General features: G+C 44.3%; 9 protein-coding genes. 6 read left to right on the forward strand and 3 right to left on the reverse strand.

All coding sequences use genetic code 11. The features are described from left to right. The first annotated feature begins 100 nt into the window (after positions 1–100). From glpK to D1814_RS06430, 6 genes are all read left to right on the forward strand, one after another. Positions 101–1,585, forward strand: a complete 1,485-nt coding sequence (gene glpK, locus D1814_RS06405; protein ID WP_118490639.1) for a glycerol kinase GlpK — start codon at positions 101–103, stop codon at positions 1,583–1,585. A 304-nt stretch (positions 1,586–1,889) separates the two neighbouring features. After that, positions 1,890–4,712 carry a TonB-dependent receptor gene (locus D1814_RS06410; protein WP_409049182.1) on the forward strand — a complete coding sequence of 941 codons (2,823 nt, stop codon included), beginning with the start codon at positions 1,890–1,892 and terminating at the stop codon, positions 4,710–4,712. Positions 4,713–4,837: 125 nt separating this feature from the next. After that, entirely contained in the window at positions 4,838–6,370 is a 1,533-nt protein-coding gene (locus D1814_RS06415) for a tryptophan halogenase family protein (protein WP_118490641.1), read from the forward strand. A 13-nt stretch (positions 6,371–6,383) separates the two neighbouring features. Continuing rightward, a complete protein-coding gene (locus D1814_RS06420) occupies positions 6,384–7,133 on the forward strand; it encodes a SapC family protein (RefSeq protein WP_118490643.1) in 750 nt (249 codons plus the stop codon). Between the two features lie 20 nt (positions 7,134–7,153). Next, on the forward strand, positions 7,154–8,611 hold the full coding sequence (locus tag D1814_RS06425) for an SLC5 family protein (RefSeq protein ID WP_118490645.1): 1,458 nt from the start codon (positions 7,154–7,156) through the stop codon (positions 8,609–8,611). Between the two features lie 270 nt (positions 8,612–8,881). Then, the gene (locus D1814_RS06430; protein WP_118495327.1) at positions 8,882–11,011 is read left to right on the forward strand and encodes an alpha-galactosidase; all 2,130 of its coding nucleotides are present in this window, start codon (positions 8,882–8,884) and stop codon (positions 11,009–11,011) included. Between the two features lie 66 nt (positions 11,012–11,077). Here D1814_RS06430 and D1814_RS06435 read toward each other — a convergent pair whose 3' ends face one another. The 3 genes from D1814_RS06435 to D1814_RS06445 form a co-directional block, all read right to left on the reverse strand. Beyond that, on the reverse strand, positions 11,078–12,169 hold the full coding sequence (locus tag D1814_RS06435; RefSeq protein ID WP_232368991.1) for a tetratricopeptide repeat protein: 1,092 nt from the start codon (positions 12,167–12,169) through the stop codon (positions 11,078–11,080). Between the two features lie 184 nt (positions 12,170–12,353). Continuing rightward, the gene (locus tag D1814_RS06440) at positions 12,354–13,640 is read right to left on the reverse strand and encodes an alpha/beta hydrolase family protein (protein ID WP_183037584.1); all 1,287 of its coding nucleotides are present in this window, start codon (positions 13,638–13,640) and stop codon (positions 12,354–12,356) included. 445 nt (positions 13,641–14,085) lie between these two features. After that, positions 14,086–14,670, reverse strand: coding sequence for a single-stranded DNA-binding protein (locus D1814_RS06445; RefSeq protein WP_118490651.1), 585 nt, complete (start codon positions 14,668–14,670; stop codon positions 14,086–14,088). Between the last annotated feature and the right edge of the window lie 105 nt (positions 14,671–14,775).

The raw sequence follows: 14,775 nt of genomic DNA on the forward strand, positions 1-14,775 counted from the left end.
CGATAAAACGAAAACCAAATGTTCGTTTTCGAAAATATGGCATTGTTAAACACCTGTAAATGATGCAAACTCTATGAAAATTATCTTCAGGAGTGACCTTATGGGACAACATATTCTTGCCATTGATCAAGGCACAACAAGCTCTCGCAGCATTATTTTCTCTGCAAAAGGCAGTATAGAGGCCATCGCTCAACAGGAGTTTTCTCAAAAGTACCCTAAAGATGGCTGGGTTGAACACGACCCGGAAGAAATTTGGGAAAGCGTTGTCGCAACCCTGAAGGAAGTTTTTGACAAATGTAATATAACCCCTTCTGACATCGCCGCTATTGGTATCACAAATCAGCGCGAAACCACGCTAGTTTGGGATAAACAATCAGGAAAGCCTGTCTACCCTGCTATTGTTTGGCAAGACAGACGCACAGCACAATATTGCCGAGATTTTAGCGAAGACGAAGACTTCGTTTCGTATATTACAGAGTCGACAGGGCTTTTACTTGACCCTTATTTCTCAGCAACAAAAGTCGCATGGATACTGGATAATGTTGAAGGCGCCCGAGGGAAGGCGGAAAATGGCGAGCTTCTGTTTGGTACCGTGGATACGTATTTGATTTGGCGCTTAACGGGCGGTGAATCACACAAAACTGACGCCACAAATGCGTCTCGAACCATGCTGTTTGACATTAATAATCAGTGTTGGGATGAAAAACTACTCAATAAATTTAATATCCCTGCTTCAATGCTACCGGAAGTTATGGACTGTGCCGCGGATTTTGGGGTAATTAAAGAAGATATCATCGGCAAAGCTATCCCTATTCAGGGTGTTGCAGGCGATCAGCAAGCAGCACTGGTGGGTCAAGCGTGTTTTGAAAAAGGCATGGCAAAAAGCACGTACGGAACGGGGTGCTTTATGATCCTTAATACCGGCGACGCCCCTCTTCAATCTAAGAACCGCTTACTTACAACAGTGGGCTATCGGCTTAATGGTAAAACGACTTACGCCCTAGAAGGCAGTATTTTTATGGCTGGCGCTACCGTACAGTGGCTTCGCGATGGCTTAAAGCTTATTGATGATGCGGCAGAATCTGAAGCGTTAGCACAACGCGCTAGAGAAGATAACGGTGTGTTTCTAGTTCCCGCATTTACCGGCTTAGGCGCGCCTTATTGGGACCCCGATGCTCGAGGCGCTATTTTAGGACTTACTCGTGATACAGGAATAAGCGAAATCGTTGCGGCAGGCCTGCAATCGGTTTGCTACCAAACCAAAGACCTTCAAAAGGCGATGGAAAGCGACGGAGCTCGCCCTACAAATATACGTGTAGACGGCGGAATGTCGCGTAATGACTGGGTCATGGGCTTTTTGTCGGATATTTTAGGTGCTGAAGTAGAGCGACCTGAAATCACCGAAACAACCGCGTTAGGCGCTGCCTTCCTTGCTGGATTACAAGCAGGTGTGTTTAGTAGTATTGATGATCTAACCCAATGCTGGAAAAGTGATAGCGTTTTCACCCCCAGACTATCGAAGCAGGAACGTGATCAAGCCTATGACGGTTGGAAGGCCGCTGTAGACCGTATCCGTTGTAGCTAATTTCTCCTTATTTTTCCTATTGTTAATAAAGTGCGGTTATATACCGCACTTTTTTTATACAAAAAAATTTTTATAACATTGTAATTACATTGTCATTTTGTGCTAGTATTGGATCTAAGGTAAACGTTTCACCTTTTACCTTGAAATAGAAACGTTATATATTTCATAAAGTTACAAATAATAATCGAGAAAATATAACGTTAAATGTGTAAAAGTAATGTTAATAAGCTTGATCCGCACATACTAAAAACGTAATTTAAGTGCAAAGTACGTTAAAACGTAGCCTACTCACGGAGAAAACACAGTGACACATAAAATTAACACATCACAGTTAGGCCCAATTGCGAAACGCTCACTTTTAGGTGTTGCTATCGCCTCTGCCCTACACGCACCGGTAGCATTTTCTCAAGATGCTGACACTCAAAGTGTAAACGATGCACCTGTTGAAGTTATTGAAGTTCGCGGCATTGTAAGCAGCTTGAAAAGAGCAATGTCTGATAAGAAAGAAAACCTCGCTGTTTCAGACGGTATCGCAGCGGAAGATTTAGGTAAATTCCCAGATCTAAACGTTGCTGAATCACTTCAGCGTATTACTGGTGTTTCTATTGACCGTAACGGTGGTGAAGGCCAAAAAGTTACGGTACGTGGTTTCGGCCCACAGTTTAACACTGTACTTGTAAACGGTCGCCAACTAGCTACCGACGATGCTGGCCGTGCGTTTAACTTCGACGTACTCGCTGCCGACCAAATTACTGGCGCTAGTATTTACAAAAGTGGCGTTGCCAACCTTCAATCCGGTGGCATCGGCTCAACCATCAATGTATCTACTGCTCGCCCATTTGACTATGACGGTTTCCAAGCGGTAGGTAGCGTGAAGGGTGTTTATGAAACCCTTTCTGAAGAAACGTCTCCACAAGCCTCTTTCTTGGTAAGTAATACATTTGCCGACGATAAGTTTGGTTTACTTCTAGCGGTATCGCATCAAGAGCGTCAAGTTCAAATTAACCGTATTCAAACGGCAGGCTGGCGTCCAGGTCTAACACTTTCTAACCGTGGCGATGGCGAAACGGCTGAGATTATTGCTACTGACGTTTATTTGCCACGTAACTGGGACCAAGTTGTTGATCAACAAGACAGAACTCGTACTAACGCATCACTTGTTGCACAGTTCGCGCCATCTGATGATGTAACCATCACGTTAGACGGTTTTATTTCAAAGTTTGAGGTTGATTCTCAAGTTACTGACCTTGCATCATGGTTTGAACCAGATCGTGTTGGTTCTGCAACTATTTCTGAGTTTGGTACGGCTTTACAATTTACACAAGAAATTGACTTACACCAAGGTAGCGGTAACCCTGCATCTGACTTCGTATCATCAACTCGTGGTGTACGTGATGTAACTAACAAAGGCTTTGGTTTAAATGTTGATTGGCAAGTGACTGACGCGTTATCTGCAACGTTTGATGTTTCAACTTCTGAAGCTGAAAATGATGTAGCTGGCGAAGGTCGCTTTAATGTTGTTGGTATCATCAACAACTACGAGTTCGATAGCACAGGCGGCACACCTACTGTAATTCACGATGGTTTCGCCGATGGGCAATTGCCTGATATCTCACTAAACCGCCTTCACTATAACGACTTAGGTAACGTTGTTGCCTCAGAAGATGAAGTAACAGAATACAAAGCTGACTTCACTTATTTAGCCGATTCTGACGTTTTTCGTAAGGTAGATTTCGGTATCTTACGTTCAGAGCGTGAAAAATTTGTTTACCAAGAGTTTGCGTCACAATGTGCATTCTGTGGTTATGGCACAGAGGCTCCAATCGATGAACTGAACATTCGTCCGTTTACTGCAAACAACTTCTTCAGCGGTCTGATTGACACTTGGTATACTTACGATGGCGATGCATACCTAGACTACCTTGCATCACAAGGTGCGCCAGTAGTACCTACGCTTCAGCCGAACTATTACAACATTGAAGAAGACGTAACGGCGCTTTACGCTAACTTCGAATTTGGTTATGACATTGGTGACATGCCGTTAACCATGAACTTCGGTGCCCGTTACGAAGAAACCAGTGTTTCAGTTTCTGCAGTACAAGCGCTTATCGCCGACGTTGTTCCTACTACTGACTTAACCTTGTTCTCAAATGTCTTCGCTCCATCAGAAAACATTACAGGTTCATCTTCATATGCCAACCTTCTACCTAGCCTGAACGTTAAGTTAGAAGTACAAGAAGATATGATTGTGCGTTTCTCTCGCTACGACTCTTTGACACGCCCTACTATGTCTCAGATGTCTCCAGCGACCACTTTCAACGAGCCTCGTCGTCAAAACCTACAGGCAAGCGGCGGTAACCCAGATCTTAAGCCATTTAGCGCTGAAAACTGGGATTTATCATTTGAGTGGTATTACAGCGATGATTCTGTGTTCTCGTTTGCAGTATTTAGCAAAGAAGTAGAAGACTTCATTGTCACGCTTTCTGGCGATGAAACTTATACCATGACGAACCGTCTTCCAAATGACTATCGCTGTGCGGCGGAAGATTGTGCGGTGGGCGTATCGCTTGACCCACAAGACCCTGATCGCGACGTAGTGGCTGACACAGAAGAGCTTAATGGCGCAAGCGAAGTTTATACTGTTACACGGCCTCAAAACGGCGAAACGGCAACGGTTAATGGTTACGAAGTAGCGATTACCCACGTTTGGGATAACGGCTTTGGTGTAACCGCTAACGCTACTGTAGTTAACAGTGATGCGGAAGTATCTGGCGATACAACACAGACGTTTGCGCTAGCAGGTCTTGGTGATTCACAAAACCTTATCGTGTTCTACGAGCGCGATGCGTTCCAGGCTCGTGTAGCGTTTAATAACCGAGAGTCGTTCCTATTTGCACTAGATAATACTGAAGTTGGCGGCGCGACAGGCGAGCCAATTACGACTGAAACCTACGGTCAGTGGGATGTAAGTGCAAGTTACGACATCAACGAACATCTTACGGTATTTGTTGAAGGTATTAACGTAACGGAAGAAGAGCTTTCGCAGATAGGCCGCTTCCCAGACCAAATATACTCAATTGAAGACAATGGTGCTCGCTACTCTGTAGGTATCCGAGGCTCATTCTAAGATTTGTGTGTGTGTTTTGGCAGGGGTAAAACCCTGCCATTTATCCATAAGCCTATTGGCAAAACGAGTACGTTTATGGATAAATGTAGAAAACAGTCATAATTCCATTTAAGCAGTGTTGTTTCATGAACCATTCATCTTATAGATCTCAAAAACAGCGTCTTGTCATCGTAGGTGGCGGCACCGCTGGCTGGCTTACTGCCGCCATAGTCGCAGCTAAACACAAGGTAGCAATGGGTGAATGTGGCTTAGACATTACTCTGGTCGAATCTAGTGACATTCCTACTGTAGGCGTAGGTGAAGGTACGTGGCCAACGATGCGTAACACGCTTAAAGATATTGGCCTATCTGAAAAAGAAGTATTTAGACGCTGTAGCGCTGCTTTTAAGCAGGGCGGTAAGTTTGTTAACTGGGTAAATGGCGATGGCGATTTTTACTATCACCCGTTTACCGTACCGCTAGGTTATGGCCGCGTTGAGATGGCTCCCTACGTAGGCGACATTGCAAATTTTGCCAATGCCACTAACTTTCAGCAGCACGTGTGTGAACGCAATATGGCGCCTCGTACGCTAAGCGAACAAGAATACAGCAGCGCACAGTCGAACTATGCGTATCATTTAGATGCTGGTGCATTTGCTGACATGTTGCGAGACTTCAGCAAAACGGAGCTAGGCGTAAAACACATTGTCGCCACTGTAGAAAGCGTAGCCGCAACCTCAAACGAACATATCGAAAGCGTTACGCTTAACAACGGCATGGTTTTACATGCCGATTTATTTGTCGACTGTTCTGGTTTTCGCTCACTATTACTTGGCGAAACCCTCGGTGAAAGCGTTGTTTCTACAGACGATGTGTTATTTAATAACTCTGCCCTTGCCCTTCATGTACCCCACGAAGAAGACTTTGAAATTAAGCCCTATACCCAAGCAACAGCTCAAGAAGCAGGCTGGATTTGGGATATTGGTTTGTCTTCTCGAAGAGGTGTAGGCCATGTTTACTCGACCGATTTTACTACCGACGAACGGGCGGAAGAAGTATTGCGTCAATACGTAGGTGACGAGCAGGGTGACTTGAAAGCGCGCACAATTCGCTTTAACTCTGGTTACAAGAAGCGTATTTGGAAAGGCAACTGCATTGGCGTGGGCCTTTCCGCAGGGTTTGTAGAGCCATTAGAAGCAACCGCCCTTATGCTTATTGAGATTTCAGCACGTTATATTGCAGAGCAAATGCCGTTGCCCGCCACAGCTATGCCTATAGTCAGCCAGCGCTTTAACAAGCAAATGAACTATCGTTGGCAACGCATTATCGACTTCTTGAAACTTCATTATATTTTTAATCAACGCAGTGAACCTTACTGGGTTGCCAATCGCGATGCGTCTTCTATCCCCGACTCTTTAAAAGAAGATTTGGAAATTTGGAAGTATCGCGGACCACAAATTGCTGATTTTTCAGCGGCAATAGAGCTATTCCCTGCCGCCAGCTATCAGTATGTGTTATACGGAATGGGATTTTCTCCAGACTTTTCTTTGCAATCTCATTTCTACAACGAACGTGACCTAGCAGATAAAGTAATTCAACAAAATCAGCTAATCACGCAGCAAAAACTAAGCAGCTTACCTAATCACCGCGACTACATTGAGCAGTGGTTGGCAAGCTAACGAGAATTATAATATGCCAACATTTGAAACCTTATCGGCTGATACCCACAGTGCTCTTACTATTGACGAGAGCAAGCTTGCTAGTACTTATTCGAAATTTCATCTTCTCAACATTGAGATAAAGGAAGCCGTTCAAGCATCTAGCGACTTCCCTTTGTTTTTCAGTAAACCTACTGAAGCGCAGTATTGGACAATTTCGGCCCTGTGCGGCCTAGCTCCCCAAGAAAACGTGTTTGAAACGCAAGGTACATGGCTTGGTCACTATGCACCGCTTAGTCTTCGCACCTTACCTTTTATCGTGCGATTGGGAAATGATGCTGAGCAGCAAGAAGTTTTAGTTGATGTCGACTCGCCAGCCGTTTCTTCTCAAAACGGTGAAGCGCTCTTTTTGCCTTCAAAGCGCCCTACTGCGTACTTAGATAACAAAAAGAAATTGCTAGATGAGCGCGTTACCGCCATGCAGCAAACCGCTGTAATGATGAATCAAATTAGCGAGATGGGGCTCATTCATACTGTTGACTTGATCATAGAGTACAAGGACAACACCAATCAACGCGTGGGCGGATTAGCTACGGTGAATGAACAGCGCTTGCAAAGCCTTACAGGTGAAGAACTAGCTAATTTGAATCAAAAGGGCCTGCTAAACGTGCTTTTTAATATTCTTGGCTCTATTTTGCAGGTGAACCGCGTTATCCGTCTTCATAACACTAAATTCCCTGATCGCGCTGTTAACAACATTAAGTTCGAAACCAGCAAGTCATAACTGCCCTCTAGGAGTAAAACATGTTTTCCAGCACTATTCAGGTGTCTGTTTTTGTCTTTGTGACTGCTTTAATTGGTTTTCTAACCTATTTAAGTTGCCGCGGACAAAATAGAAATGCCCAAAACCAAAACCGCGAATACTTTCTTGCAGGCGGAGGTCTAGCTTGGTATTTCGTTGCAGGTAGTATCACGCTCACCAACCTAAGTACCGACCAGCTAGTAGGTATGAACGGTAACCAAATGGCCTTGTTAGCCCTATGGGAACTAGCAGCCGTTGTAGGCCTTTTCGTACTGGCAAAAGTATTTCTGCCTGTGTATTACAAATTCAAGTGTACAACCACAACAGAACTTCTAGAGCAGCGCTATCACGACAAGCATATACGCGCAGTTATTAGTGCGCTCTTCTTCGCAGGCAGTGCTTTAATATTTTGCCCGGCTGTAATCTATTCTGGCTCTTTGTTCATGCAGTCTATGTTTAACGTTGAACTGCCGCTTATGTACATTGCAGTTATATTCGTTATCGTTGGTGCCCTATATGCTATCTTCGGCGGTCTTCGTGCGGTAGCCGTGTCTGATACCTACTCAGGCGTGCTTCTATTAACCATGGCCGTATTGGTGGTTATTTTAGCGCTTCAAGCCATCGACTATAACTTTGATGGAATTCCGCAAGAGCGACTTACGCTAATTGGCGATGATGAGTCTCCGATCCCTTGGCACACTCTACTTACCGGTATGATCTTTATCCAAATGTTTTATTGGGGTACTAACCAAGTAATTACTCAGCGCGCAATGGCAGCACCCTCTTTGAAAGAAGCGCAAAAAGGCGTATTCGCTGCGGCCGGCATTCGCTTGCTGATTGTACCTGCCATTATTGTTATTCCAGGTATCGTTTCATACAAACTATTTGGTGATATTGGTGATAGTGCTTACGGAAAAATTGTTGCAACGGTATTGCCTGATTGGCTTTCTGGCGTATTCGCAGCGGCCATGGCAGCTGCGGTGTTAACCACGTTTAACAGTAACCTGAACTCTGCTACTGCACTTTACGTTTGCGACATTCACGAAAGCTATATCAACAAAACACCTAACGTACCTAAGCTAAGCGGCTACGTTACGGTTTTATTGTGCCTAGTATCGCTTGCGCTAATCCCAGTATACCAACAAGCTGATAGTATTATTAACTTGGTTCAAAAGCTTTATGGCCTATTAAGTATGCCTATTCTTTCGGTATTCATTGTTGGCTTACTGTTTAGAAATGTGCATGCATTCGCAGCCATTGGGGCAGTGTTGTTCGGTGTTTCAATTTACGCGTTAATGAGCTTTGAAGCTTCACCTCTGTATGCACCGTTTGGACTTCATTACATACACCTAATGTTCGCAACCCTCATTGGCTGTGTCGCCTTTGCTCTTATTGTGAACCGTGTGGTGTTTAACCAGAAGGCAGAGTTTTCGTTAGAGCTTTATAAAAAAGAAGCCTAACAAATTAGCAACATCTAGAAAAAGGATGTCTTTTGGCATCCTTTTTTGTTTTTAACAATTAATATCGTCTATATTTTACACTTATTGGTCAGACTTCATTTCCTTCGAAATGCAGACTACCATTGAAAGTAAAACGTTTACCCTAAAATTGTAGAATAGGTATAGTGAACGTGATTTAATATGCGAAATTATGGCGTAAGAAGACACTACTTACGTTGTAAAAAAGTTGTATCACCACCTAATTTACGTTTTATTAACGCTGAGGTTTTTATGTCGTCACTTTCTCAATTCGTACGCCTGTCGAACGAAAAAGTCACCTTAATATTCGACTGTCAGGGTCGTATGCCAAAAGTCATTTACTATGGTGCGCCATTAAGTGACAGCACAACGCCTGAAATGCTTAGCGTTTTAAACACACGCCAAGAAGCTAAGTGTGCGCCAGTAATAGAGCCACCCATTACTTTAGTGCCAACCCATGGTGAAGGTTGGACAGGACAGCCAGGCCTTGAAGTTTCCGGTGATGCGGACCAGTGGTCAGCAGGCTTTAATTTAGTAGAAATAGATCAAGACGCTCAATCGGTTGCCTTCATTGCTGAAGATGCACATCGCGGTATGCGCCTTATCACAAGTGTAGAGCTTGATACTGCGACCAGCGTTGTAAAATATGTTTCTCGTGTAGAAAACACCGGCAGCAGTGCGCTGAACCTCAATTACCTAAATGCTGCTAGCCTTCCACTTCCTACAACGGTTAGTAAAATCAAAACATTCGAAGGTCGTTGGTCTGCTGAATTCCAAACCAAAGATCACGACCTATTCTTTGGCAGCTATGTACGTGAAAACCGCCGTGGCAAAACCTCTCACGACACCTTCCCTGGCCTTATTGCATTCCCTCAAGGTACGGGTGAACTTAACGGTGAGTGCTATGGTTATCACCTGGGCGCTTCTGCAAATCACAAGCTTCGCGCCGAGCTAATGGCTGATGGTAGAAGCTACGTACAGTTTGGTGAGTTATTATTTCCAGGTGAAGTAGTACTTAACGCTGGGGACAGCTATACATCACCAGTTCTTTACACAGGCTATGGCTGTGAAGGTTTTTCATCCCTGTCGCAACAGTTCCACAATTTTATACGTAGCAATGTGCTAAACCATAGCGCTGAGTCTAAGCCTCGCCCAGTTCACTACAACACCTGGGAAGGGATTTATTTCGATCATAACGAAGACGAACTTAAAGCCTTGGCTGACAAGGTAGCGCCGCTAGGTATTGAACGCTTCGTTTTAGACGATGGATGGTTCAAAGGCCGCAGAAACGACAAAGCTGGGCTTGGTGACTGGTTTGTAGATGAAGCCATCTACCCTGAAGGACTAGACGGGTTAATTGACCATGTTACTGGTCTTGGCATGGAATTCGGCATTTGGTTTGAGCCAGAAATGGTTAACCCAGATAGCGACTTATATCGCGCGCATCCTGAATGGGCACTTCAAACTGAAAACAACCCTCATGTGCCATTTAGAAACCAATACGTTCTAGATTTAACCAATCCAGAAGTGGTTGAGTACCTTTATAAAGTTATTACTGATGTACTTAAAGCCTATCCCAAAATAAGCTACATCAAATGGGACATGAACCGCGACGTAAACCATCCGGGCAACCTGCAAGGCAAACCGGCAATGCACGGCCAAATGGCAGCGCTTTACGGCTTGATTGACCGCGTAAAAGCAGCTAAGCCAGGCATTGAAATAGAAAGCTGCTGTTCAGGTGGCGGACGAGTAGATTTAGGCATATTGCCACACACGGATCGCTTCTGGACGTCAGACTCTAACGATGCACTAGACCGTTTATATATTCAGCGCGGCTGCTCTTACTTCTTCCCATCTGAAGTAATGGGCGCGCACGTAGGTCCGCGTGACTGCCATATTACAGGTCGTAACCTACCTATTGAGATTCGTTCAGCAGTAGCCTTGTTTGGTCATATGGGCATAGAAATGGACCCACGTGAACTGACAGACCACGAGCAAAGCGTGCTAACAGACGCTATTTCGCTTTATAAGAAATATCGCCATATTACCCACGGCGGCGATTTATTCCGCATGGATGATGACAGCATGAATGTGAAATTTGGTTATGTGTCGAAAGACAAGCAGGAGGGTATTTTTGCATATAACAGTGTTACAGAAACCGTACGTACTACGCCTAACCGTTTCTACTTCGCAGGGCTTGACGCTAACAAGCAATACACCATTGAGCGTGTGTGGCCTGAAAAGCTGAAAGAATACACTCCTTCAATTTTACAGCAAACTGAAGGACAAGTGTTCTCTGGCGAAGTCTTGATGAAATACGGTATGCAACTGCCGGTACTCTTCCCACAAACAGCGCTGATTTATACTGTTAAAGCCCTGTAGCTTTTTAAGCGCTTTAGCTTTCTAAGCGCTGCCTAAGGAAAATACAATTAAGCGAGCTATGCGGTATTACACCGCCGCTCGCTTTTTTAGTGCCTTTTTGATTTTTTTGAGTGTCTTAGCAAAACGTTCATTTTTCTCTTCTTTTATCGCTTCAACAACGTTTTGCGCTTCAATAACTTTATCTGCATTAAGAAGAAGTTCAGCTAAGCGTAGCTGAGCCCAATTAGCTGTTGGTAGACCTTCAGTATCAATGGTCGCAATCTGGTAGTCCTCCAAATAGCTTTTTAGCGCGTTAATACCTGAAGTTGTGTACTCGCCACTTTCAACAGCAACTTGCCCTAAGCGATACTTTCCATACATAAGACTGGCTTTACGCTTTTGATAAGTATCCCAAGCCTCAGTATCTGCTTTGGAAACCGCAGCCACATCTGTATCTGATAACGGCAACAAAGTATCGTAAGATGCCGCGTACTGCTCACTACCTAAATAGAAACTACCTAGCTCAACCCTAGCGCGAATTTGGGTGCTGTCACCTTCAATTAAAGAGGCAAAGATCACCTCTGCTTCTTCCTGTTTATCTTTTTCCAAATAAACCTTAGCTAAGGCAAACTGGCCTTCGGTAGCATCTAGTTTTGAAATTGTTTGCGCAAGTGTCATGGCTTCATCCATGTCCCCTCCAGCAATAGAAGGAGCCATTAAGTGAAACTGCATTAAGGCTTGGTAAACAGCAACCTCTTCTGGGGCGATTTCCACTGCTTTTTCTAAACTCTCTTTTGCTTTTTTCGCATAGCCTAGAGCTGAAAATATACTACTTGAGGCTTGGGCTCCCATCACGCTGGCGTGTGTATGGTAAGCCTTATAGTTATCACTGTAATCCTGAATAAACTGCTCTGCTGCCTCTTCTGCCTCATCTAAATCTATGTTCATCAGGGCAGAAATAAGCATGTTGTGCTGTTCTGGCGACTTGCCTTTAACGGCTTCGAGGGATTCTACAACGTATTTAAAGTCACCTTGTTTGAAGTAGGCCTTTAGCCTTGCTACCTCATCGGCGCTTGCTGCAGCAACGTCTTGTGCTGCTGCATAGCTTTCGGTAATAGCCATGGGCGGCATTAACAAAATAGAGCAGGCACATAGTGCTGACACAGTATATTTACGCATTTTCACTTCCTTATGGTTTAGTTTATGCTTTGTTCGATAAGGTATTCTGAGATGCCGCTTTAGAGCGCTTTTTATTATCAATGATTGGTAGAAGCAGTCTTATATTACGCCACTATGCGTTACGATAGAAAAATAAATATGTAACAAAATTAAAAAAGGATGCCGAAGCATCCTTTTCAAACTGTTATTTACTGTCCATTTCTAGCCCCAATGCCCATCGGTCGTCGAAGCCCTTCCAAGGCTCTGGCTTCTTACCGTCTACGGGTACTTGGGCACTACTGCCACTCACGTTCAGGTATTCACAATCATCTTTTAAGCCTTTCACATGGCAGTTCATAAGCGCCAAAGCGAAGTGCTCGTTGATAGCGTTCAACTTTTGCACTTCCCATGCAGGTTCAATGTAGCTGCCCAAATCAAACTCGCTGCCATAGGCTTCTTTAGGTGCTGGGTGTGGCGCTACGTTATGACGCGCATTTTTAACGGTAAGTAGCTTAGAGCCTTTACTGCCGGTATTTTCGAATAACCATTTGATACCATCGTAACCAGAAATATCGTCGTTATCACCCGCCACATAAAGAACCGGCACCTTGATATTGTTAAGTGATTCAACATCAAATAGCTGATGTTGCCCGCCCCATGGAGCAAGCGCTAGCGCTGCTTTCCAAGCTGGCAGCACATCTTTGCTACTTTCTTCGCCACCTGCGCACGTATTTAGCGCATCTTTGATAAGGGCGGCCACTTTAGGGTCTTGCGTACCGGTAAAGGTTGCTGCTGTTTGATCGTTAAATGCATAACAACCACCTACTGTACTTACCGCACCATAGCCTCCCATGGAGTAACCAATTACCCCTGCTTTACTTGCGTCAACACTCTCTTTGAAAAATTCGTTTTCGCTGATGCTGTTTAAAGTAAGTACTTGGTCTCGTGAGCGGTTTAGTAATGTGCTTGGAAAACCTGAATACGGGTTTTCTGCAAAATTAACATCTTTATTCGTAGAATCTGTGTGGTCGATTGCTGCTACTACATAGCCGTGAGACGCAAGGTGTTCACCTAAATAATACATAAGCGTGCGATAACCAGTATACCCGTGAGATATAACCACCACCGGGTAATCAGATTCTGCTGCGGCAATAGGCGCATCGCGGCTGGCATCACCCTCAATTTCAAATACTTGACCACTTCGTGTTTCATTAACATACGTCGCCGTCTCAGCAGCACTTGAAGCTGGATACCAGACCTCTAGCGTCAATTTGCGCTTGATATCATTTCCGGCGATATCTTTTACTTTTTCAGGATACGTGGCTTCAATAGTTTTTACGCCAACTGTATGTGTACCTTTCTCACTGAGCGACGGCATCACGTCGGCAGGAAAAGGCTTATACAGCTTTTGAGCAGCTGATACTGTGGGTGAAACGATGGTGGTTGCTGAAACCAAAGCGAACGTACTAGCAAGTAGGGATAACGTTTTCATGATGATAGGCATTTTTTTAATAAGTTAATAAAATAATAATACCTTTTAACGAGTGAGGAGCAAGATATGCGTTATTTATAATGGTAATTAGAAACAATAAGAAGTAATGATTAAAAAGGTGAAACGTATTACTCCTTTCAATTCATGACGCTTCCTAGAAGGGTCACTTATTAATCTAAGAATTTCAGTTCTCTTTATAGCCCTTAAATTAAAATACGGCTTTCTAAAACAAGGCTAGTACTGCCTTTACTGCATTCAATTAGCTTGCTAACAGGAAACACAGGTCTTAGGAAAGTAACTTCCAAAAGCCGTAACCACGTGCCTTATGTACAGTACAACAAACACAGAGCGAGAATAAAAAACCCAGCTTTTACACTGGGTTTAGTCAAATCTTTTAATATAAAGTGATTTATATTTACACTTTTACAGTTTCGATTTTGGTTCCCTAGAACGGAATATCGTCGTCGAAATCAAAGTCTGGCTCGGCCATTGGGGGGGTCTTAGGCTGACCTTGGTTACCACCTTGAGGCGCTTGATTGTAGCCGCCACCTTGGTTTTGATTGTAACCCCCTTGTTGACCACCGCCTTGCTGTTGCGCTTGGTTATAGCCGCCCTGCGCTGGTGCTTGGTTGTAACCACCCTGGTTGTTTTGAGGACGCTGATAACCACCGTTACCGCCACCGCCTTCACCGCCGCGACCGCCAAGCATTTGCATTTGGTCTACGATAATTTCGGTAGTGTATTTGTCCTGACCTTGCTGATCTTGCCACTTGCGCGTTTGCAATTTACCTTCAACGTAAATCTGCGAGCCCTTTTTCAGGTACTCTCCGGCAATTTCTGCTAAGCGACGGTACATTGTAAGGCGGTGCCACTCAGTGCGCTCTTGAACCTGACCCTGTTGGTCTTTCCAGCTTTCGCTAGTTGCTAGGCTTAAGTTCGCAACGGCGTTTCCGTTAGGCATGTATCTAACTTCAGGATCATTGCCAAGGTTTCCAACAAGAATAACCTTATTAACGCCTTTCGTTGCCATTGATGTCTCCTGTAACGTTTTTAGTGGCTTGCTGTATAACTCTTCATTAAGTAAGACATCAGCAAGCGCGAAAGTTCATCGAATATTAGCCGGTTAGTATATCGT

Origin of the sequence: Alteromonas sp. BL110 (genome assembly GCF_003443615.1) — a bacterium.
Lineage (GTDB): Bacteria > Pseudomonadota > Gammaproteobacteria > Enterobacterales > Alteromonadaceae > Alteromonas.